This window comes from Alkaliphilus pronyensis, assembly GCF_009017275.1.
In the GTDB taxonomy this organism is placed as follows: Bacteria; Bacillota; Clostridia; order Peptostreptococcales; family Natronincolaceae; genus Alkaliphilus_C; species Alkaliphilus_C pronyensis.
Window position 1 is genome coordinate 1 of the sequence record NZ_WBZC01000050.1, and the last position, 22,997, is coordinate 22,997.

General features: G+C 34.9%; 17 protein-coding genes. 14 read left to right on the top strand and 3 right to left on the bottom strand.

From position 1 onward, the window contains the following. Positions 1-344 precede the first annotated feature (344 nt). Positions 345-1,523 carry a LysM peptidoglycan-binding domain-containing protein gene (locus F8154_RS12050; protein WP_151861876.1) on the top strand — a complete coding sequence of 393 codons (1,179 nt, stop codon included), beginning with the start codon at positions 345-347 and terminating at the stop codon, positions 1,521-1,523. Between the two features lie 141 nt (positions 1,524-1,664). After that, positions 1,665-4,058 (top strand): Lon protease family protein, encoded by a 2,394-nt coding sequence (locus F8154_RS12055; protein ID WP_151861877.1) that lies wholly within the window; start codon positions 1,665-1,667, stop codon positions 4,056-4,058. Between the two features lie 80 nt (positions 4,059-4,138). Here F8154_RS12055 and F8154_RS12060 read toward each other — a convergent pair whose 3' ends face one another. Further along, complete coding sequence (locus tag F8154_RS12060) at positions 4,139-5,587, bottom strand: sigma-54 interaction domain-containing protein (RefSeq protein ID WP_151861878.1); 1,449 nt, start codon at positions 5,585-5,587, stop codon at positions 4,139-4,141. A gap of 497 nt (positions 5,588-6,084) precedes the next feature. Between F8154_RS12060 and F8154_RS12065 the strand changes: the two genes are divergently transcribed. Genes F8154_RS12065 through F8154_RS12085 form a run of 5 tightly spaced genes read left to right on the top strand, consistent with a single transcriptional unit; the run spans position 6,085 to position 11,147 of the window. Next, positions 6,085-7,248, top strand: a complete 1,164-nt coding sequence (locus F8154_RS12065) for a thiolase domain-containing protein (RefSeq protein WP_192930286.1) — start codon at positions 6,085-6,087, stop codon at positions 7,246-7,248. 4 nt (positions 7,249-7,252) lie between these two features. Continuing rightward, positions 7,253-7,477, top strand: coding sequence for a Zn-ribbon domain-containing OB-fold protein (locus F8154_RS12070; RefSeq protein ID WP_151861880.1), 225 nt, complete (start codon positions 7,253-7,255; stop codon positions 7,475-7,477). Between the two features lie 11 nt (positions 7,478-7,488). Next, positions 7,489-8,229, top strand: coding sequence for a 3-oxoacyl-ACP reductase FabG (gene fabG, locus F8154_RS12075; protein WP_151861881.1), 741 nt, complete (start codon positions 7,489-7,491; stop codon positions 8,227-8,229). A 27-nt stretch (positions 8,230-8,256) separates the two neighbouring features. After that, positions 8,257-9,837 carry an acyl CoA:acetate/3-ketoacid CoA transferase gene (locus F8154_RS12080; RefSeq protein WP_151861882.1) on the top strand — a complete coding sequence of 527 codons (1,581 nt, stop codon included), beginning with the start codon at positions 8,257-8,259 and terminating at the stop codon, positions 9,835-9,837. Between the two features lie 26 nt (positions 9,838-9,863). Next, positions 9,864-11,147 carry a GntP family permease gene (locus tag F8154_RS12085; protein WP_151861883.1) on the top strand — a complete coding sequence of 428 codons (1,284 nt, stop codon included), beginning with the start codon at positions 9,864-9,866 and terminating at the stop codon, positions 11,145-11,147. Between the two features lie 83 nt (positions 11,148-11,230). Here the strand turns inward: F8154_RS12085 and F8154_RS12090 are convergent, their stop codons facing one another. Continuing rightward, on the bottom strand, positions 11,231-11,803 hold the full coding sequence (locus F8154_RS12090) for a 5-formyltetrahydrofolate cyclo-ligase (RefSeq protein ID WP_151861884.1): 573 nt from the start codon (positions 11,801-11,803) through the stop codon (positions 11,231-11,233). A gap of 258 nt (positions 11,804-12,061) precedes the next feature. Here F8154_RS12090 and ftsE point away from each other — a divergent pair, with 258 nt between their 5' ends. From ftsE to F8154_RS12125, 7 genes are all read left to right on the top strand, one after another. Beyond that, entirely contained in the window at positions 12,062-12,739 is a 678-nt protein-coding gene (gene ftsE / locus F8154_RS12095; RefSeq protein WP_330577905.1) for a cell division ATP-binding protein FtsE, read from the top strand. Beyond that, positions 12,729-13,625, top strand: coding sequence for a permease-like cell division protein FtsX (gene ftsX / locus F8154_RS12100; protein ID WP_151861886.1), 897 nt, complete (start codon positions 12,729-12,731; stop codon positions 13,623-13,625). Before ftsE ends, ftsX begins: the two co-directional genes overlap by 11 nt. 13 nt (positions 13,626-13,638) lie before the next feature. Then, positions 13,639-14,766 carry a murein hydrolase activator EnvC family protein gene (locus F8154_RS15555; protein ID WP_279237189.1) on the top strand — a complete coding sequence of 376 codons (1,128 nt, stop codon included), beginning with the start codon at positions 13,639-13,641 and terminating at the stop codon, positions 14,764-14,766. Positions 14,767-15,088: 322 nt separating this feature from the next. Next, positions 15,089-16,306 carry a S41 family peptidase gene (locus F8154_RS12110; RefSeq protein WP_151861887.1) on the top strand — a complete coding sequence of 406 codons (1,218 nt, stop codon included), beginning with the start codon at positions 15,089-15,091 and terminating at the stop codon, positions 16,304-16,306. A 245-nt stretch (positions 16,307-16,551) separates the two neighbouring features. Continuing rightward, entirely contained in the window at positions 16,552-18,543 is a 1,992-nt protein-coding gene (gene uvrB, locus F8154_RS12115) for an excinuclease ABC subunit UvrB (RefSeq protein ID WP_151861888.1), read from the top strand. A 2-nt stretch (positions 18,544-18,545) separates the two neighbouring features. Beyond that, the gene (gene uvrA / locus F8154_RS12120) at positions 18,546-21,410 is read left to right on the top strand and encodes an excinuclease ABC subunit UvrA (RefSeq protein WP_151861889.1); all 2,865 of its coding nucleotides are present in this window, start codon (positions 18,546-18,548) and stop codon (positions 21,408-21,410) included. Positions 21,411-21,468: 58 nt separating this feature from the next. Then, positions 21,469-22,098 (top strand): flagellar brake protein, encoded by a 630-nt coding sequence (locus tag F8154_RS12125; RefSeq protein ID WP_151861890.1) that lies wholly within the window; start codon positions 21,469-21,471, stop codon positions 22,096-22,098. Positions 22,099-22,174: 76 nt separating this feature from the next. Here F8154_RS12125 and F8154_RS12130 read toward each other — a convergent pair whose 3' ends face one another. After that, a complete protein-coding gene (locus F8154_RS12130; RefSeq protein ID WP_151861891.1) occupies positions 22,175-22,720 on the bottom strand; it encodes a stalk domain-containing protein in 546 nt (181 codons plus the stop codon). Positions 22,721-22,997: the final 277 nt, after the last annotated feature.

Below are 22,997 nucleotides of genomic sequence, written 5' to 3' on the forward strand. Positions count from 1 at the left end.
TTTTATCTTTTGTCTTTTCATTTAACATTCAACATTTCTATTTTGTGTTTTAATTTTCCATTTTCAATTTTCCATTTTCAATTTTGTATTATCTTTTCACTCTTAACTCTTAACTCTTAACTCTTAATTCTTAATTCTTAACTCTTAACTCTTAACTTTTAATTATGTTTTCTTGTTTTCCATATTCCCTATTCCATATTCCCTATTACCTATTCTCTATTCTCTATTCCCCATTCCCTATCCATACCTGTAAAACCATTAATTACATCAAGGATATTGAAGGCCTTTAACGAAATAATTAATAGTAAGTTTATTTACAGAATTAGATTGAGGAGGCACATAAAATGAACAATAAACTTAAAAAAATAATTACAGCCACAGCATTAGCTACAAGTGTTTTTACCCTTTCAAGTATTTCTGCCTTTGGAAATCAAGTGCATCATGTTTCCAGTGGAGATACACTATGGAAAATATCCCAAAAGTATAATATCTCAATGAGTAAGATTTATCAGCTTAATCCACAATATCGTTCAAACCCAACACTAAACATAGGTGACAAAGTAAATATTTCAAATGAACTAGTACATACTGTTGTTAAGGGAGATACACCCTGGAAGATAAGTAAAGGATATAAGGTGGATTTAAACCAATTACTAAAGCTTAATGGGTTGACTGCTGGCGATGAAATCTATGTAGGGCAAAAGCTATTAATTCCCACCTCAGCACCTAAAGGTGAAAATGCAAATACTACTTATACTGTAATTAAAAATGATACCCCCTGGACCATAAGCCAAAAATTTAATGTATCACATAAGGAGCTTTTAGCTGCCAATAACCTAAAGGAATGGGATTATATCTATGTTGGACAAAAGCTTATTATTCCAAGTAAAACAAATAAGCCAACTACTGATAATCAGCTACCAAAGACAAATCAAAAAACCTTTATTACCCATACAGTAGTAAGGGGAGATGATTTATGGAATATATCAATCCAGTATGAAATTCCTTTTTATGAGCTACTACAGGTAAATGGCTTTAAGAACAATCATATATTAAACATAGGTGATAAAATAACTGTACCAGTATATAAAATTGCAGTAAAGCCTACACCAGGACCACAATATGGTGAATATTTAGACTGGTGGACAGAAGCACAGTATGTGGTACCTATAGGTAAGGTTTTTGAAGTAGTTGATTTTAACACTGGTAAAAGCTGGACCATGAAAAGAACTATAGGAGCTAACCATGCAGATGTTGAACCATTAACAAGTAATGACGCTGCCATAATGAAAAGCGTATGGGGTGGCTATTATAGCTGGAGCAGAAGAGCAGTAATTGTAGAGGTGGATGGTAGAAGGCTTGCGGCATCTGCCAGCTCAATGCCCCATGATATTGAATATATAAAAAATAACAGCTTCAAAGGTCATTCGGATTTATATTTTGGTAATAGTACAAGACATGTGGATGGAAAATCCGATGGAAAGCATCAAGTTAATGTTGAAATTGCTGCGGGTAAAAGATAGTAGTCTTATAAAAACACTCCTTATGTGGAGTGTTTTTACATTTTTACACTAAAAAAGTATTTCAAAAAGTTTTGAATTTTATATTTAAATAATACTAAATTAGGTATATATTAAAAAGAGAAGAGAAAAAGGAGGAATCTTATGGATAATAAGCTACGCCTTACACCAGAAAGCTTGACAAGCAAATGTAATATTGATGATTTTCAGTTTAATACAACAGCAGATTTGGAGGCACTTAGGGGAATAATTGGACAGGATCGTGCAGTTGAAGCTTTAGCCTTTGGTCTTAGAATGCAGAAAAAGGGCTATAACATCTATATTGCAGGATTAAGTGGGACAGGAAGAAGTAGCTATGCAAATTCAATAACAGAAAAGTTAGCTGAGGAAATGCCCATACCAGATGATTGGGTTTATGTTTATAACTTTAAAAACCCTGATAAACCAAAGGCATTAAATATGGAAGCCGGATTAGCTATGCAGTTTAAAAAGGATATAGAATCAGCAATTGAAAAGCTAAGGGAGGAAATACCAACTTTATTTCAGGGAACAGATTATGAGACACAGAAAAATGAAATTTTTATGAAGTATCAGCAAAAGAATCAACATATTGTAAATCAATTAAATGAAAAGGCAAGGGAGCATGGGTTTTTGTTTAAGGAGTCAGAGCAGGGGCTTGTGACAGTACCTCTTTTGGAGGGTAGACCAATGAAACAGGAAGAATACTCTAATCTTTCAGAGGATGAAATACAGAAACTTCGAGATAAATCCAATCAGTTAAACATGGAAACACTTGAAATCTTTAATCAGTTAAAGGGACTAGAGGAAGAAATGCGGATACACCTTAAGAAGCTAGATGAAAAGGTAGGCTATGGTGTTATTAATTACTTCATAAAAAAGCTCGTTCAAAGATATGGTCATAGAGATAAAATAGTGGAATACATTAATCAGCTGGAGCACGACATTGTTGATAATATCTCTAAGTTTAACAAAGACGATAGTGGTGAGAACCCCCAGAAGCTATTGATGCTACAAATGAAAAATGACGAAAGCTTTTTCAATAGATACAAAGTTAATCTTTTCATTAATAATTCTGAGCTGAAGCATGCACCAATCATTAATGAAACAAACCCGACCTTTACAAATATACTTGGAGCAGTAGAATACAGAAATGAAATGGGAGCCTTAAAGACAGACTTTACACAAATAAAGCCTGGGGCTTTACATACTGCCAATGGTGGGTTTTTAATCTTAAACATAAGAGAGGTTTTACTCCAGCCCCTTGCGTGGGACTCCCTTAAAAGAGCATTAAAAACTGGTGAAATAAATATAGAGTCATTAAACAAGACTATGGGTTATATAGTAACATCCAGCTTAAAGCCAGAGGCTATACCACTAAACCTAAAGGTTATATTAATTGGCGATGCTTATGTTTATAGGATGCTATATGAAATGGATGAGGATTTTAGAAAGCTCTTTAAGATTATGGCAGATTTCGATGTTGAAATGGTAAAGGATAAGGAAAATATTTTCCGTATGGCAATGTTTATAGCAAAGCATTGTCAGAAGGAGAACATGAGACATTTCGATAAGGCTGCTGTGGCACGAATTATGGAATACAGCTCGAGAATTGCCGACCATCAGGAGAAGCTATCATCCCGCTTTAATCAGATAGTAGAGGTTCTTTATGAGGCAGATCAATGGGCAAACATTCAAAATAATGATTATGTAACTAAAAAGGATGTTGAAAAGGCTATTCAACAAAAAATATATCGAAACAGTAAGTACGAAGAGAAGCTTAATGAAATGTTTAAAGAGGGTAGCCTGCTTATAGATGTATCAGGTAAAAAGATAGGTCAAATTAACGGTTTAGCAGTTATGGGTACAGGAGAGCATAGCTTTGGTAAGCCCAGCAGAATAACTGTATCCACCTATAGAGGCAAGCCAGGAATAATTAACATCGAAAGGGAAGTAAAAAAGAGTGGTAGTATACATGATAAAGGAGTTTTAATACTAAGTGGGTATCTTGGTAGTAAATTTGCTCAAGAAAAACCAATGTCCCTATCAGTAAGTGTTAGCTTTGAACAGAACTATTCACTGATAGATGGTGATAGTGCCTCAAGTACGGAGCTATATGCAATACTATCTAGCATTGCGGAGGTACCACTAAGGCAAGATTTAGCAGTTACAGGCTCTGTTAATCAAAAAGGAGAAATACAACCAATAGGTGGAGTTAATGAAAAAATTGAAGGCTTCTACGATGTATGTAAAATAAAGGGACTAACTGGAACACAAGGAGTAATAATACCTAAGCAAAATGTTAAGAACCTAATGCTAAAGGAAGAGGTTATTGATGCAGTTAAAAATAACACATTCCACATATATGCAATAGGTCACGTAGACGAGGGAATAGAAATACTAACAGGCATTGCAGCAGGAGAAAAGAATCAAGAGGGAATATATCCAGTTGGCAGTATAAATTATCTTGTTGTTAAAAAGCTTAATAAGGTAAGTGAAGAAGAAGATAAAGACAGCTAAAGCGGACATATTGTCCGCTTTTTTCCTTTTGCACCAAGGATTTTACAGATAAAAAACTGTAGATAGATAGTGACTCTGCTTTATTCAAAAGACTCACTATTAATATTCAGCTTTTCTAATTTCTTATATAGAGTAACTCTATGGATACCAAGCTCTTCAGCTGTTTTTTTCCTGTTAATGCTATTCTTTTTAAGCACCTCGAGGATTATCTCCTTTTCAAACTCCTGTAGTATAGTCTCAAGATTTCTATTAGAAAATTTATAATGATTATTCATATTTATTTTGGAATTAGCAAGTAAAGAAGTTGGGAGATGAGATTTGAGAATAATGTTTTCATCAACTAAAGCATAGGCTCTATATATTGCATTTCTTAGTTCTCTTACATTTCCTGGCCAACTATATGAAACAAGTACCTTTTTTGCTTTTGCGGATATCTCTACATTCGTTTCATACTTTTCATTAAGCTCATCGAGAAAATAATTTACAAAAAGTTCAATGTCATCAGAACGCTCCTTCAAGGAAGGTATATTAATTTGAATGACATTAAGCCTATAATACAAGTCCTCTCTAAAACTTCCATCCTTTATTTTTTTACTAAGGTCTTGATTTGTAGCAGCTATAACTCTTACATCAACTGGAATAGTTTTATAATCTCCTATTTTTTCAATTTCCCTTTCCTGTAAGACTCTTAAGAGCTTAGCTTGCATATCTAAAGGCATATCTCCAATTTCATCAAGAAAAATTGTTCCTCCGTTAGCAAATTCAAATTTACCCTTTTTACCCCCACGTTTTGCACCTGTAAAAGAACCTTCTTCATATCCAAAGAGTTCGGACTCAAGTAGTTGAGATGGAATAGCAGCACAATTAATTTTTACAAAGGGTTTATTTCTCCTATTGCTGGCCAGATGGATTGCATGGGCAAATACTTCTTTGCCAGTACCAGTCTCTCCGTTAATCAAAACAGTAAAATCATTTCTGCTTGCCTTCTCTCCTATTTTTTTAACACTTAAGAAGTTGTTACTTCGGCCAATAATATTTTCAAAGGAGTATTGATTTCCTATAACTCTTGTCAGTTCTTTTTTATAGTATTGAAGTTGCATATCAAGGTCTTGCAATTTTTTTGCTAAGGCAACAGTTTTGAGGGAAAACTTTACTTGACCAACAGCCGCGATAATTTTATTATCTTTATTTTTTACTGGAGCTCTTGCAACAAACACGTATTTTTCATTGTTAGAAGCTTGACCTCTTACTAATTTGTGAATTACATCTATATCGATTTCTCCAGTAGAGAGTATTTGAGGTAGTTTAGAGTTCTTAATAATATCTAAGACAGGCTTTCCTATTATTTTTTCCTTGTCTAGTCCTAGAAAATCACAATAAGCCTTATTAATATTAATAATTTTCTCATTGTCATCAATGATTAAGAAACCATCCTCCGATATATCTAGTATCTTTTCAAATATCAGGCTTTGGCGCTTTAATTCTTCAAATTGCTTTAAGGAATCATCCTTATTTAATCCATTTTTCATACTTATCCCTCACTAAGAAATATGTAATTTCAATACAACAATATTCTATAAAGAATTGGAAATATCCTTTAATAAAATGTAATAATCAAACATTTGTTTTAAGTTGTATTTTTTAACAGAGTTAAAGAAGGCTTAATAGAGAAAGAAAACATAATTAAGTACATTTTTAATAACTATAACAACATCTGTTTACTAGATAAAAAAAGAGTATTGTGTATATAAATGTTAACGTGTAGTGTAATGGCTACATATTATCTGAAAATTAACAATCAGATACTATTAGTCAAATTATATAAGCTTGAATAATGAAAGCATGTATCTATCTTCATTATTTTATCTCAGCGGCGTTACTAACACTCACGCTTCTTAAGCGGTAGATAAGAGCCGCCAAGCTAGAAAGTAAGCGGAATAAGCTTAGATATGAAAGTTGGCATAAAAATTGCTCATATATTACTAAATAGTTAAAACTATAAAAAATGACGAAAGGAGTGATTGTGTTGAGAAGTGTTTCGGTTATTGGAATCGGTGAAACTAGAATGGGAAAGTTAACTAGTAAATCAATTAGAATGCTAATTAAAGAAGCTGGCAATAAAGCTATAGAGGATGCTGGAATTGAAAAAGAAAGAATTCAAGCACTTTATATGGGTAACTATAATGCATCCTATTGGTCCATCCAAAGCCATATAGGGGCCTTAGCTTCTGAGACATTAGAAATTGGACATATCCCAACTATCAGAACAGAAGGAGCATGTGCAACGGGAAGTTTGGCATTTAGACAGGGTCTTAATGCAATTGCAGCTGGGATTTATGATGTTGTATTAATTGGGGGTGTAGAGAAAATGACCCACAAACCAATTGAAACAATAACTACTGGTCTTGCTAGTGCAGCAGATTTTGAGTACGAAGTTAATCTAGGTTCCACCTTTCCTTCCTTATTTGCGATGATAGCAAACAGATACTTTTATGAGTATGGGGATGTAAGAAAGGAAATGGCAATGGCGGCTGTTCAAAATCACGATAACGCACTATTAAACTCTAATGCACAGATGCATAAGAAAATAACTATTGATCAGGTTTTCAATGGGTTCCCTGTTGCTCATCCCCTTACGGTATATGATTGTTCATTAGTAACAGATGGAGCTGCTTTTGTAGTACTTGCTGCTACTGAAGTTGCAGAAAAAATAGCTAAAAAGAGAGTCGTAGAGGTAATAGGTACTGGTCATGCAGGAGATTCATTAACTCTAGCAGGTAAGAAGAGCATAACAACTTTAGAAGCAACCGTTAAAGCAGCTAATGAGGCATATAAGATGGCGGGAATTACAGCAAAGGACATTGGTTTTGCAGAGGTACACGATTGTTTTACAATAACACAAATAATTAATACTGAAGATCTAGGCTTCTTTGAAAAAGGAAGAGGTGCAAAGGCACTAGCAGAAGGAAAAACAGCATTAGACGGGCAAATTCCAATAAATACAAGTGGTGGTTTAAAAGCAAAGGGTCACCCTATAGGCGCAACAGGTTTAAGTCAAATAAATGAAGTAGTAACCCAGATACGGGGTGAAGCTGGAGCAAGACAAATAAAGAATGCAAATATAGGCTTAAATCATAACTTGGGTGGAACTGCGGCTACATGCGTGGTAAACGTTTTCAAGGGGAGGTAAAGTGATGAATAAAAAAGCTACCATTTATACTTACTCAATTATTTATACTGCTTCTGAAGATTTCAAAGATCAAACTCCATATGTAATTGCTATAGTAGAGGATAAAGATTCTAGAGTTTTATCGAGAATAGAAGGATATGAAGAGAACAAAGAAATCCATATAGGTATGGAGGTAGAATTATTTAAAACAGATGAAAGTGGTAATCCAATATATAAATTTATAAATTAGGAGGAGTCAATATGAGACTTAAGGATAAAGTTTGTCTTGTAACAGGCGGAGGTAATGGAATAGGTAGAGCTGCTGCAGTTAAGTTTGCACAAGAGGGTGCTAGGGTTGTTGTTATTGACTTGAATGATAATGCAATTGATGAAACCGTTAATTCTATAGTTGAAAATGGTGGAGAAGCCCTTGGATTCATGGTTGACATAACTAAAAAAGAGCAGATCGCTGAGATGGTAAAAGTAATAATGGAAAAGTACAATAGGATTGATGTTTTAGTAAATAATGCTGGAATCATTATGGACGCTCAGCTGAAAAATATGACAGATGATCAGTTTGATAAAGTAATTGATGTAAACCTTAAGGGAACTTATTTATGTACTAAAGCAGTTGTTGATATTATGATAAATCAAAATTATGGAGTGATTTTAAATACATCATCTATTGTTGGAATATACGGTAATTTTGGTCAAACAAACTATGCTGCAACAAAATTTGGGGTAATTGGATTTACAAAAACCTGGGCTAAAGAGCTTGGTAGAAAAGGCATAAGAACAAATGCTGTATGTCCTGGATTTATTGCAACTTCAATTATAGACCCCATGCCTGAAAGAGTAATAAAAGCAATGGAAGATAAGGTTCCAATGAAGAGATTAGGAAAGCCTGAAGAAATTGCCAATGTTTATGCTTTCTTAGCATCTGATGAAGCAAGCTATGTAAATGGAGCTGTAATAGAAGTAAGTGGTGGTATAGTTATTTAATAACATCTATTTGGAAGGAAGGATTTTATGGGTAGAGCTAAATTTATTACATCAAAAGATGCTGCTTATATGATACAAGATGGTGCTTCTATTGGTACCTGTGGATTCTTATTAACAGGAGCTACTGAAGAAATACTATTAGAAATAGAAAATAGATTCTTAGCAACTGGTGAGCCTAAGAATTTAAGTGTTATGTGGGCATCAGGAGTAGGTGATGGAGAAACTGTAAGAGGATTAAATCATTTATGCCACGAAGGGTTGTTAAAAAAGACAATAGGTGGTCATTATGGTCTAATAAAGAGGATGATACCTATGGTTGTGGAGAATAAAATCGTTGCTTATAATTTTCCACAAGGAGTATTATGCCAGATGTTTAGAGATATGGCAGCTAAAAAACCAGGCGTTATTACTCATGTAGGTTTAGGAACCTTTGTTGATCCAGATTTTGAAGGTGGTAAATTAAATGAAATTACAACAGAAGATATAGTTAAAAAAATAAGCCTAGATGGTGAAGAATATTTATTTTATAAAGCTCAAGCAATTAATGTTGCTTTAATTAGAGGTACAGAGGCAGATGAAAATGGAAATATTAGTCTTAGAAATGAAGCTTTAACTCTAGAATCTTTGGCAGTAGCCACGGCAGCAAAGAACAATGGAGGGAAAGTAATAGTTCAGGTACAAAAAAGAGTGAAGAACGGTACTATAAATCCGAAGGATGTAAAAATTCCAGGTATAATGGTTGATGCAGTTGTAGTTGTTGATGACATAAAGAATCATATGCAAACAGCTGGAACCCAATTCAACGAAGATTTTATCTCCAACAGAGTAGTTTTTGAAGAAAAAATTAAGGAATTACCTTTAGATGAAAGGAAGATAATTGCAAGGAGATCTGCAATGCAGATTGACCTAACAAAACGGGTTTTAAATTATGGTATAGGTGTACCAGAAGGAGTAGCAGATGTACTAAAGGAAGAGGGAATAAATCAGTATTTTACAGCTTCTGTAGAACCTGGATTGATTGGGGGAGTAGCTTTAGGGGGTTTAAACTTCGGTAGTGCCATAGGACCAGAAGCAATTATAGATGAGCCATATCAATTTGATTTTTATGATGGGGGAGGAATTGATATTACTTTCCTTGGAATGGCACAATGCGATAGTGAAGGCAACCTTAATGTTTCAAAATTTGGACCGAAAATCGCAGGCTGTGGAGGATTTATAGATATTTCTCAAAATTCAAAAGAGGTTGTTTTCTGTGGTGCTTTTACTGCAGGAGGACTCGAAACAAAGATTATTGATGATAAGTTAGTAATAATTAAGGAAGGGAAAGTAAAGAAGTTTATTGATAAGGTTGAACAGATAACATTTAATGGAATATATGAAAGGGAGAAAAATAGTAGAAAGGTAACCTTAGTAACTGAAAGAGCAGTGTTTGAGTATAGATCAGAGGGACTTACACTAGTAGAAATTGCTCCAGGGGTGGATTTAGACAGAGATATATATGGACAAATGGAATTCAAACCACTAGTTGCAAAAGACCTTAAAATGATGGATTTAAGGATATTTAAAAATGAATTGATGGGTTTAAAAAAAGAATTAAGTAATATTTAATAAAACAAGAAGAAGGGGGAGAAAAGATGTTTGGTATTATTTTAGGATTAGCATTACTTATGTTTCTCGCGTATAGGGGATGGTCCATCATATGGATAGCTCCGATTTGTGCAATGGTTGTTGCTCTTTTTGGTGGCGTTGAGCTTTTACCTACCTATACTGAAAGCTATATGGGTGGATTCGTTGCCTTTGCAAAGTCATGGTTCCCAGTATTTATGTTAGGTGCTATATTTGGCAAGCTAATGGAAGACACTGGAGCTGCGAAGGCTGTTGCTAGATGGATAACAAAAATGATAGGACCCAAAAGAGCTATTCTTGGTGTTGTAGTTGGTTGTGGTGTATTAGCATATGGTGGTGTAAGTATATTTGTTGTTGTATTTGCCATCTATCCTTTAGCAGTAGCATTATTTAGAGAAGCAAATATTTCTAGAAAGCTTATACCAGGTGCAATAGCACTAGGTTCCTTCACCTTTGCAATGACAGGTATACCAGGAACACCTCAAATTCAGAATCTGATACCTATGGATTATTTTAAAACAACTCCTACGGCTGCTCCAATAATTGGTATTATTGGTGGATTAATTATGGGAGTTGGGGGTTACATCTATCTAGTATGGGCAGAAAAGAAATTAGCTGCTAAGGGTGATGTTTTCTCAGAACCTGAACAAAAACTAGAGGAAGTAGATGAATCTAGCTTACCAAATCCATTTGTTTCATTTTTACCTCTAATAACTGTAATTATAACACTAAACCTATTAGAGTGGCATGTTATACCAGCATTATTGTCAGGGATATTTTTACTAATGCTATTAAACATTAAAATGCACACTAAATTTACAGAATCAATAAACAAAGGAGCTTCAAGCTCAGTTATAGCAATAATTAACACAAGCGCTGCTGTTGGTTTTGGAGCAGTGGTTAGAGCGGTGCCAGCCTTCGACAATTTAACAGCAATGGTTCTGGGAATTGAAGGGAATCCTTTAATATCTTTAGCTACAGCAGTTAATTTATTAGCTGGTGCAACCGGTTCAGCCTCTGGTGGTATGGGAATAGCTCTTGCAGCTTTAGGAGAAAAATACTACCAGTTAGCTATATCCTCGGGTATAGATCCTGCTGTATTTCATAGAATAGCTTCTCTATCCTGTGGAGGATTAGATTCATTACCACATAATGGTGCAGTACTTACATTATTAGCAATAACAGGGATGACTCATAAAACTTCTTATTTTCATATTTTTATAGTAGCAACAGTAATTCCTATTTTGGCTACTGTTGTAGGAATAATACTGGGGAGCTTAGGTGTAGTTTAAAGGAATTACAATTGTAGCGTACAAAAAAAAGATGTGATTCAGTTCAACAGCCTAAAAGCGGACATTTTGTCCGCTTTTTCCCTTTAACTCTGTTTACACTTTATGAATCTTTCCTCGGTTATTATATATCTAACAGGTATATCGTAATTATCAAAGGGAACAGAGTCCACCATCTGCATTTCAAAGGCTAAGGAAACTGTGGGTATATTGGGGATTTCACTTAGAAATCTGTCATAAAACCCACCACCATATCCAATACGGTAGCCCCTGTCATCAAAGACCAAGCCTGGTACAATAATTAAGTCAAGAATTTGTGGAGAAACAAGCCTTAGGGCTTCTTTTTTTGGTTCAAGGACACCAAAGTTACCTATCTCTAGGTCATTATGGAAATCCTTAATCTCACAGATTGATAGTTCTTTGGTTTTGGGGTTAGCTAATGGTACAAACACCCTCTTTCCCGATGACAGTATATGCTGAATAATATCGTAGGTATCAACTTCATTTCTAAAGGACACAAACACCATTATACTATGGGCATTTTTATAATGGCTAGTCTCCATAAGGGTAGTAGCTATGATTTTACTTTTAGCTTTAATAAAATCCTTAGTTAAGGCTTCCCTTTTCTTTAATACAGATTTTCTGAGTTCATTCTTCATGGTAAAATTCCTCCTGTCATTTCTTGTAATATAATTGTAACAGAATTTTGGTAATCAATTCAATTGAATTAAACAGTCGACTATTGTTATAATAAGAAAGTAAGCAAAAAGTATAAATAATTAGTATAAGCAACTTGTTGTTATTATATACGCCAAAAATAGTAATAATTTACCACAGTTTTATAGAACCCAAGGAAGGATATCATGCTTTTATGTCGAAATAATAAGTGAGTTCAGGAGTTGATTAACTTGATAGAGATGATAAATGTAAGCAAGGCTTACCCTAAAGGGGTACAAGCACTAACTAATATAAATTTCAAAATAGAAAAGGGAGATTTTGTTTTTTTAGTTGGGCCCAGTGGAGCAGGAAAATCCACCTTCTTGAAGCTACTTTTAAAGGAAGAGGACCCAACAACAGGTACAATATACGTTGGAGATAAAGACGTTACAAAGCTATCCAACAGAAAAATACCTTACTTAAGAAGAACCATTGGTGTTGTATTTCAAGACTTTAGGCTACTGCCAAATAAAACAGTTTTTGAGAATGTAGCATTTGCAATGGAAATTATAGAAGCCTCCTCAAAGGAAATTAGAAGGCAGGTACCAATGATACTGGGAATGGTAGGTCTTAGTGATAGAGCCTCTCAATATCCCCATCAGCTTTCTGGTGGTGAAAGACAAAGAGTTTCAATAGCAAGGGCTATTGTAAATAATCCTGCTGTTCTGATAGCAGATGAGCCCACCGGCAACCTTGACCCCGATACTGCTTGGGAGATTATGAAGGTTTTAAGGCAAATTAATAGACGTGGCACCACTGTGTTAATGGCTACCCATGCCAAGGATATTGTCGATATAATGCAGCAAAGAGTAATTGCCCTAGAAAAAGGCAGAGTTGTACGTGATCAGCAAAGGGGGGCATATGGCTATGAAGATTAGAACAGTAAACTATATGCTTCGACAAGGAATTACAGGCCTTTGGAGAAATAAAAATATGAGTCTTGCTTCTATTGGTTCTGTGGCAGCTGCACTTGTTATTCTAGGTTTGGTTATTATACTGGTGCTTAATATAAACAATGTTGCAGATTTAGCTCAAATGCAATTTGATACAATACAGGTGTACCTTAAAGAGGATATTAGCCAAGGGCAAATAGCAGAGATAGGAGATAGTATTCTACGCATTAACGATGTAAGCAACATTGAGTTTGAGTCAAAGGAGCAAGCATTATTAAATATGAAGGAGAGATGGGGGGACAAGGGATATCTCCTTGACACCCTAGAGGAAAATCCACTGCCAAACTCCTATATTATATATTTAAATTCCTTAGACAGAGCAGATTTTGTTGTTGTGGAGCTTAGTAAAATTGATGGGATAGATGAAATTAAATACTATAAAGAAATAATAGATAATATGCTGAGAATTGCGTCATTTATTAGAACAATAGGACTAGCCTTGATAATGATTTTAGTCTTGATAGCTATGTTTATAATATCAAACACAATTAAGCTGGCCTTAAATGCAAGAAAACAAGAAATAAACATAATGAAATATGTAGGTGCAACTAATTGGTTTATAAGATGGCCCTTTATTTTGGAGGGAGTTGTACTTGGCTTATTAGGTGCTGTTATAGCACTGGCTATAACCTATTATGGATATAGCTATGCCTACAATGCTATTGCAAGGAAATTTACAGTAGTATTTAGTGCCTACTTGATGCCAGTAAGTGAAATGATGAATACAACAGTTGTTATGTTTGCTGTCCTCGGTTCAGGAGTTGGAGCTATAGGTAGTATAGTGTCCTTAAGAAAGCATTTAAAGGTTTAATGGGGGTGTACTGATGAAGAAAAAAGTTCTATTACTTATAACTATTATTACAGTAGCACTATCAAGTATGGCTGCTTATTCCAACCAGCTAGATACTCTCCATAACCAATTGGGGGAAAAAAATAAGCAAATTGAAAAAACAAGAGAAGAAATAAAAAAGATTAATAGCCAATTAGATAAAATACAACTACAGATTAAAGAATATGATTTAATAATTGAAAAAACAGAAATAGAACTATCAATGTTAGGTAAGGATATATCAACAACAGAGAATAAAATTGATGTAATTACAGAGGAGCTTATAGAAGCCGAAGAAAACATTGATACTAAACAGGACCTACTAGGATCAAGATTAAATGCAATGTATAAAAATGGGAATATAGCCTACGTAGAGGTTTTACTAAACTCACAAAGCTTTCCTGAGCTTTTAAGCAATTTAGATATGATTCAACGGATTGTGGAGTATGATGTAGACCTACTAAAGTTCTTAGAGATAGAAAGAAGCAAAATAGAAGATGGAAAGGTCAAGCTAGAAAATGAAAAGGCTCGACTATATACAATGAGAAATGATGTGGAGGATAAGAAAAAGCTATTGGTGGTTTCAAGGGGAAAGCAGGATGGAATAAGAAAACAGTTAGCTTCAGACAAAAAAGTATTAATTGATATGGAAAATAAATTAGAAAAAGAAGCTAAGGAGATACAAGATTTTATTCGAAAATCCTCCTCAAGCGAAGAATATATAGGGGGAGAAATGCAATGGCCAGTGCCTGGTCACACTAGAATTTCATCTCCATACGGTAATAGAATTCATCCAATATTAGGGGGTAGACGCTTTCACTCTGGAATAGATATTCCTGCTCCTGTAGGAACAGAAATAGTTGCAGCTAACATGGGAACCGTAATATATTCTGGAGATCTTGGAGGCTTTGGAAAAACCGTTATTATAGATCATGGTGGAGATATAACTACCTTATACGCCCATAACTCTAAACTATCTGTTTCAGAGGGTGACGAGGTAAACAAGGGAGACAAAATTGCTGAGGCAGGGAGTACAGGCTTATCAACGGGACCACATCTCCATTTTGAGGTAAGGGAAGACGGAAAATATGTTGACCCCATACCATACGTAAGGGGAGACTAATTAAATGATTTAAGCAATCTGAGCCAGAGGATTATTCTTCTGGCTCAGACTGATGAAAAAGGCCTATTTTATTTGTTGCTTCAAAATGCTAAAACCCTTATAAAGCCTAGAGGCAGGATGCAAGAGCTTATAGTATGGTTTTTCTCAAGCTTCTAACCTCCAACTTCTAGCTTCTCACCTATACGCTGCAATAGGAAATAACCAGTATTTGAAAATTCAAACAAAAGATTTTTTTATACAAAAAGTATATGTTATAATTAATTCTAATAAGCTATATAATAGAGAAGTAAATCATGTGTATACAGCCAAAGGGGAGAGATAAATGATAAGTAAACGTAATGCATTAATTGGAGCAATTATCATAGTTGTGCTAACCACTGCCTTAAACATAACAATAGGAAATGTAATAGCCATTAGGTTAGGAGATAAGGTAATTATTTCTGATGAAACCCATGAATTTTATACAAATATAAAAAACAAATACGGTAAACTATTTAGCCTAAACGACTATCTCATGAATAATTACTATGATAAGCTTGATGAAGAAAAGCTAATTGAAGGTGGAATTAAAGGTATGTTTGATAGTATAGGTGATCCCTATACCAGCTATATGACAGAAAAAGAGTTCAGTGATCTAATGACCCGTACCTCAGGCTCCTATGGTGGTATTGGTGTTATAGTTACACCAGGTGAAGATGGCTATGTAACTGTAGTATCACCTATTGAGGATACTCCTGGTGAAAGAGCAGGCTTAAGGACTTCAGATAGAATAGTATCGGTTGACGGTAAAGCAATATCTGGTGACAAGCTTAATTATGCTGTTGAGCTAATGAAGGGAGAACCAGGAACAGAGGTTAAGCTGTCGATTAAAAGGGATGGAGTAGCTGAGATTATTGACGTAACCATTGTAAGAGAAGAAATAAGATTAAAGACCGTAAAGTCCCAAGTTCTTGATGATAATATAGGTTATATTAGAATATCTATGTTCGACGAACAGACAGCAGGAGATTTTAAGAAGGAGCTGGAATCCTTGGAAAAGAAAAACATCAAGGGTTTAATACTGGACTTAAGAAACAATCCAGGTGGTCTATTATCTCAATGTATAGAAATTGCAGATATACTATTGGGGGAGCAGTTAATAGTCTACACTGAAGATAGAAATGGTGTTCGAGAAGAAGAAAGGTCAAATAAGGAATCAGTAGATTATCCATTGGTTCTGGTGGTGAATGAAGGAAGTGCCAGTGCATCAGAGATTTTAGCTGGGGCTGTTAAGGATGGAGAGGCAGGTACCATTGTTGGAACAAAAACCTTTGGAAAAGGTCTAGTACAGCAGGTAAAGCCTTTAGATGATGGTACAGGCTTTAAATATACAGTATCACAATATTTTACACCTAATGGAACATATATCCATGGGAGTGGAATAGAACCCCATATTTTTGTGGAGCTGCCTGAAGAGCTACAGGGAAAATATGACATAGAGGAAAGTGAAGATTCACAATTAATCAAAGCTATTGAGGTAATGAAGGAAAAGCTTAAATAAAAATACATTACATTACTTTTAACCTAGAAACTGCGAAAACAACGACAATGATCGTTGTTTTTTCAATGATTTATAATTACACTACAAAAACTAGTTTTATTTTTCCCTAGTGTTGACAATCATTATGGGGAGAAGTATAATATGAATGTACGAACAAATGTTCCATAAAACACGCTTAATTATGTAAACTAATTATGATATAATAGATAAGGAATTGCATTTATTAAGAATTGCGGGGTATGAGTATGAACAAGTTTAAAATACATTCTGAATATTCACCAACAGGTGATCAACCAAAGGCTATTAAAGACTTAACCGAAAGCATTCATAAAAATAATAAGCATCAAACCCTATTGGGGGTAACAGGCTCAGGCAAAACCTTTACAATGGCTAATGTAATACAGAATCTACAAGTGCCAACCTTGGTTATAGCCCATAATAAGACCCTAGCAGCCCAGCTGTGCAGTGAATTTAAGGAGTTTTTCCCAGATAACGCAGTTGAGTATTTTGTTAGTTACTACGATTATTACCAGCCAGAGGCCTATGTTGTTCACTCGGATACCTATATTGAAAAGGATGCATCGATAAATGAGGAAATAGATAAGCTAAGACATTCAGCCACTTCCTCCCTCCTAGAAAGAAGGGATGTCATAATTGTTGCCAGTGTATCCTGTATTTATGGTTTAGGTGATCCTGAGGAATATAAAAAGCTTACGGTTTCCTTAAGGCCAGGTATGGAAAAGGATAGAGACAAGGTTTTAAGACAATTAATTGATATACAATATGAAAGAAATGATATAAATTTTGTTAGGGGAGCCTTTAGGGTTCGAGGAGATGTTGTAGAGATATTTCCTGCATCATCTACAGAGAATGCTATTCGTGTGGACTTTTTTGGTGATGAAATAGAAAGAATAACAGAAGTAAATGCTTTAACCGGTGAAATAATTGGACAGAGAAAGCATGTGTCTATTTTCCCAGCCTCCCATTATGCAACGGGATCAGACAAGCTGGAATTAGCAATTAAGAGAATTGAAGCAGAGCTGGAGGAAAGGGTTAAATTTCTCCATGACTCAGACAAGCTGGTGGAGGCCCAAAGGCTACAGCAAAGGACTATGTACGATATAGAAATGCTAAGGGAGGTTGGGTTTTGTCAAGGAATTGAAAACTATTCAAGACACTTAACAGGCCGTAGGGAAGGCAGTAGACCCCACACTTTATTAGATTATTTTCCAAAGGATTACTTAATAATAGTGGATGAATCCCATGTTACTATACCTCAAATACGAGGAATGTATAATGGAGACAGATCACGAAAGAGTACCCTTATAGATTATGGCTTTAGACTTCCTTCAGCCCTTGACAACAGACCACTGCAGTTTTCAGAATTCGAAGGTCTTGTAAATCAAATATTATACGTAAGTGCAACACCAGGTCCCTACGAGCTAGAGAAAAATGGTCCTGTTATTGAACAGATTATTCGTCCTACTGGTCTATTGGACCCCGTTGTAGAGGTTAGACCTGTAAAGGGTCAAATAGATGATTTAATAGGTGAAATAAATAAAAGAATTGCGAAAAAACAAAGGGTTATGGTAACAACCCTCACTAAAAAAATGTCTGAAGACTTAACAAATTATATTAAGGAAATGGATATAGCAGTTAGATATTTACACTCAGATATTAATACAATTGAAAGAATGGAAATTATAAGGGACTTAAGACTAGGGGTTTTTGATGTGTTGGTTGGAATTAACCTTTTAAGGGAAGGACTTGACATACCAGAGGTTGCCTTAGTAGCTATTTTAGACGCTGATAAAGAGGGGTTTTTAAGGTCAGAGACCTCTTTAATTCAAACTATAGGAAGAGCAGCTAGAAATGTTGAGGGTAAAGTAATTCTGTATGCTGATTCAATTACTAAATCAATGGAAAAGGCTATAAATGAAACTGAAAGAAGAAGGAAAATACAGCATCAATTTAATGTTGATAATAGCATTGAACCGAAAACCATTATTAAAAAGGTCAGAGAAGTAATTGAGGGAACAAAGGTAGCAGAGGCCACAGAGGAATATAAATATAACTCAAAAAATAAGCTTTCAAAAGAGGAGCTTCAAAAAACAATTGAGGAGCTAGAAATTGAGATGCTAAAGGCAGCTGAAGGCTTAGATTTTGAAAGGGCAGCAGAGCTGAGGGATAAAATAAAGCAAATTAAGAAGGAAAATACTACTAAAGAAGAGGTGTAAAAGTGGCAAGGGATAAAATAATTATTAGAGGCGCTAAGGAGCATAATCTAAAGAATATTAACTTAGAAATACCTAGAGATAAATTTGTGGTTTTAACTGGATTATCTGGCTCTGGTAAGTCTTCATTAGCATTTGATACAATCTACGCTGAGGGACAAAGACGATATATAGAGAGCTTATCTGCCTATGCCAGACAATTTCTAGGACAAATGGAAAAGCCCGATGTAGAATACATCGAAGGGCTTTCACCAGCAATCTCTATAGATCAAAAAACCACCAGTAAAAACCCACGATCAACAGTTGGTACAGTAACCGAGATATATGATTATCTAAGACTGTTATATGCAAGGGTGGGTACGCCCCATTGTCCAATCTGTGGCATAGAAATAACTCAAATGACTGTTGAACAAATTGTAGACAAAATAATGGAGCAGGATATAGGATCGAAGCTACAGCTGTTAGCTCCAGTTATACGAGGTAAAAAGGGACAACATCAAAAAGTACTAGAGGACATAAAAAAGGAAGGCTTTGTGAGGGTAAGAGTGAATGGGGAAGTAATGGATTTACAGGAGGAAATAAAGCTATCAAAAACAAAAAAGCATAATATTGAAGTTGTTGTGGATAGGGTGGTATTAAAGGATGATTCCCATCAAAGATTGGCGGATTCAATAGAAACAATCCTAAAGCTAACTGATGGCTTGCTTATAGTGGATGTTATTGGTAAAGAGGAGCTTCTTTTTTCTACTAAGTTTGCTTGTCCAGAGCATGGAATAGGTATTGAAGATATGTCTCCGAGAATGTTTTCCTTTAATAGTCCCTTTGGAGCATGTGATGAATGTAATGGTATCGGACATAAGAAGGTAGTAGACCCACAGCTGGTTATACCAAACAAGAAAATAAGCATCAGACAAGGTGGAATTGATCCGTGGTCTGGTTCCAATGGAAACTCAGAAAACACCTATTATTTTAAGATGATGGAGAGCTTAGCAGACCAATACAAAGCAGATTTAGATGCTCCAATAAAAGATTTACCAGATGAGTTTATAAATGCCCTATTGTATGGTACTAAAGACAAGCTGGTGTCTTTTCAGTATGAATCAAAGTACGGAGGCAATAGAACCTATTCTGCTGCATTTGAAGGGGTTATACCTAATTTAGAAAGAAGGTATCGAGAAACTAACTCTGATTATATGCGGGATAAAATCGAAGAATATATGAGTGAGAGCCCCTGTGATGTATGTAATGGTGCCCGACTAAAGGATGTTTCTTTGGCGGTAACTATTGGTGATAAAAACATCTACAGTATAACAGAAATGTCTATAGGGGAGCTAAGGGACTTTTTTGTAAGTCTACAGCTTGACGATAGAAAAGCCACTATAGCAGCTCAAATATTAAAGGAAATAAATGCAAGATTGAGGTTTTTAATAGATGTTGGTTTAAATTATCTAACACTTTCAAGAACAGCTGGAACATTATCTGGTGGAGAATCACAGCGTATTAGACTGGCTACACAGATAGGCTCAAGTCTTGTGGGTGTACTTTATATTCTTGATGAGCCCAGCATTGGGCTACATCAGCGGGACAATGAAAGGCTTTTAAGAACCCTTAGACACTTAACCGATATAGGAAATACAGTTATTGTTGTTGAGCATGATGAGGATACAATATATAATGCAGATCATGTAATAGATATAGGACCATTAGCTGGGATAAAGGGTGGTGAAATAGTGGCACAGGGAACAGTTGAAGATATCATCAACTGTAAAGAATCCGTTACAGGACAATATTTAAGTGGTGCTAAAAAAATCGAAATACCCATTAAGAGAAGAAGGCCTAATGGTAAATGGATAGAAATATTGGGTGCAACGGAAAATAACCTAAAGGATATTGAGGTTAGAATACCTATGGGGGTTTTTACTTGTGTAACAGGAGTTTCAGGCTCTGGTAAGAGTACACTAATCAATGACATACTATACAAAAAAATTGCACATGAGCTTAACGGAGCTAAAGCTAAACCAGGAAAGCATCGATCAATAGAGGGGCTTCAACACATGGATAAAGTAATTGAGATTGATCAATCTCCTATTGGAAGAACACCTAGGTCAAATCCTGCAACATATACAGGTGTTTTTGACGAAATAAGAAGCGTCTTTGCACAAACACCTCAAGCAAAAATGAGGGGCTATCTAAAGGGAAGATTTAGCTTTAACATTAAAGGCGGTCGATGTGAGGCATGTAATGGAGATGGAATAATTAAAATAGAGATGCACTTCCTTCCAGATGTATATGTACCATGCGAGGTTTGCAAGGGAAAAAGATATAATAGAGAAACCTTAGAGGTTAAATATAAAGGTAAAACCATTTCAGATGTACTAAATATGAATGTAGAGGAAGCATTAGCCTTCTTTGAGAATATTCCAAAGATAAAAAGAAAGCTACAAACCCTTCACGAGGTCGGTTTAGGCTATATCAAGCTTGGACAGCCTTCAACTCAATTATCTGGTGGAGAAGCCCAAAGAATTAAACTGGCATCTGAGTTAAGTAAGAGGAGCACAGGGAAGACATTATATATACTAGATGAGCCTACAACAGGACTCCATTTTGCAGATGTCCATAGATTGATAGATGTTCTTCAAAAACTAGTTGACTCTGGTAATACTGTATTGGTAATAGAACATAACCTAGATGTAATAAAAACAGCCGACTATATTATTGACCTAGGTCCAGAGGGTGGAACAAAGGGTGGTACGATTATTGCACAGGGTAAACCAGAGGAGGTGGCTAATGTAAAAGAATCCTATACCGGGCAATTTTTACAACAGCTACTATATCCACCAATGGGTGTAAATAAGAAAATAATACTATAGTAAATTAATAATTTATTATGTATTATTAAATTAGCACTCAATTGAGGGAGGCGTTATAATGTCTAGGGATTTTATATGTAAGGATGCTGAAATAAAACTTGAAATAGATGTTATTCCCCCGTATCTTTCCTTTTGGGGTAAGATTCATATGGTAGATAAAAAGTTTTTTGTTGTAAAAATAGATGGTAAGTACGTTCAAAATGAACCAAGAAGGGCTAAGTGTACTATACCAGGAGAGAAAAATGTATGTATTATAAGTAGTAAAATACATGGCTTTGAAAATGATTTATTGTTTATAGAAATACCCACCCAAAACAATATTAAGGTACTTCAGCGTAGAAAATACGTTAGGGTAGAAATAGATAAGGACATTGAGTGTTATTTAATTGGTATAAATGATAAAAGAATAGAAAACACTAAATTTTTTCCAGCAAAGCTGAAGGATATTAGTGGTGGCGGTGTATTAATTAAAACATCCCTATCAATTCCTGTAGGAACAGTTATTGTATTCGAAATGATCTTGAATGGAGCCCCTATTCTTTTAACCGTTAAAGTGCTACGTAATATAGAGAATAATAATGATAAAACTTGGAATTTAGGCTGTGAATATATTGGAATTACTGATAATGATCGACAGCGTATTATTTCATTTTGTTCAAAGGAGCAAATAAAGCAAAAAAAAAGGTAGTATAAGGGTAGCATAATAATATTGCTAATATAACAAATCCAACCACACAAGTATATCCATGTGGTTGGATTTTCTGTTAAGCATCTACAATAATGGCCCTTACCTCATTACCTTCATTTACGATAATACCAACAACATCACCAACCCTTAAATCCTTAAAATCTATCTTCATTTCTCTATGATTTCTTTGAATTACAATTTCTACATCTTCTAGTATTGGTAGCTCCTCATAGATCTCTCGGCTATTATGGTCTAAGTGCTGTTCAATATCTATTAGCCTATTATCCCAATCTATCTTTGTTACAATACCATATATAAAGGCTTCTTTAATAAATGGGTTACATGCTTCTATAACAGTTCCTTTAGAAAGCCTTACTTCACCCTCCACCCCATTCCATTCAACTTCTAAACTAAGTGCTTCTGCAAAATCCCTTAAAGGTACATGAATTTTACTGTTATATATATAGGACTCATTGTTAGTCAGTATCTCTTTACCTTCGTAGAAAATTTTATAATTATTTATATAGGCTTTTATTTCATAATATTCTATTGCTCCCCAGCAAACTGATAGGCTTAAAACAAAAATTATTATTAGTCCTACAAGCAAAGGTCTTTTAAACATTTATTATTCCCCTCCAAATAGTATTTTATTTGGAGTATTACCTATTATTATAAATATATTCAATTTATACATATTGAATATTTTGAAGCAGCAAAAAGTCCTTTACACCCTGCTGTAACCGTCTATCCACCGATAATTGAATTTCTTCTATCCCTGTTCTCATGTATAATATGCATATATCCTCATTAAAAGTAAAGGATTTAATATCCTCTTTAAATCAAGTACCAATTATCAGTACTTTCATATTTTTTAATTTCATAACTCCTAGTAATATATT

Coding starts and splice junctions, on each gene's coding strand:
- F8154_RS12050 (WP_151861876.1), top strand. CDS start 345: ATGAACAATAAACTTAAAAAAATAATTACAGCCACAGCATTAGCTACA.
- F8154_RS12055 (WP_151861877.1), top strand. CDS start 1,665: ATGGATAATAAGCTACGCCTTACACCAGAAAGCTTGACAAGCAAATGT.
- F8154_RS12060 (WP_151861878.1), bottom strand. CDS start 5,587: ATGAAAAATGGATTAAATAAGGATGATTCCTTAAAGCAATTTGAAGAA.
- F8154_RS12070 (WP_151861880.1), top strand. CDS start 7,253: ATGAATAAAAAAGCTACCATTTATACTTACTCAATTATTTATACTGCT.
- fabG (WP_151861881.1), top strand. CDS start 7,489: ATGAGACTTAAGGATAAAGTTTGTCTTGTAACAGGCGGAGGTAATGGA.
- F8154_RS12080 (WP_151861882.1), top strand. CDS start 8,257: ATGGGTAGAGCTAAATTTATTACATCAAAAGATGCTGCTTATATGATA.
- F8154_RS12085 (WP_151861883.1), top strand. CDS start 9,864: ATGTTTGGTATTATTTTAGGATTAGCATTACTTATGTTTCTCGCGTAT.
- F8154_RS12090 (WP_151861884.1), bottom strand. CDS start 11,803: ATGAAGAATGAACTCAGAAAATCTGTATTAAAGAAAAGGGAAGCCTTA.
- ftsE (WP_330577905.1), top strand. CDS start 12,062: ATGATAAATGTAAGCAAGGCTTACCCTAAAGGGGTACAAGCACTAACT.
- ftsX (WP_151861886.1), top strand. CDS start 12,729: ATGAAGATTAGAACAGTAAACTATATGCTTCGACAAGGAATTACAGGC.
- F8154_RS15555 (WP_279237189.1), top strand. CDS start 13,639: ATGAAGAAAAAAGTTCTATTACTTATAACTATTATTACAGTAGCACTA.
- F8154_RS12110 (WP_151861887.1), top strand. CDS start 15,089: ATGATAAGTAAACGTAATGCATTAATTGGAGCAATTATCATAGTTGTG.
- uvrB (WP_151861888.1), top strand. CDS start 16,552: ATGAACAAGTTTAAAATACATTCTGAATATTCACCAACAGGTGATCAA.
- F8154_RS12125 (WP_151861890.1), top strand. CDS start 21,469: ATGTCTAGGGATTTTATATGTAAGGATGCTGAAATAAAACTTGAAATA.
- F8154_RS12130 (WP_151861891.1), bottom strand. CDS start 22,720: ATGTTTAAAAGACCTTTGCTTGTAGGACTAATAATAATTTTTGTTTTA.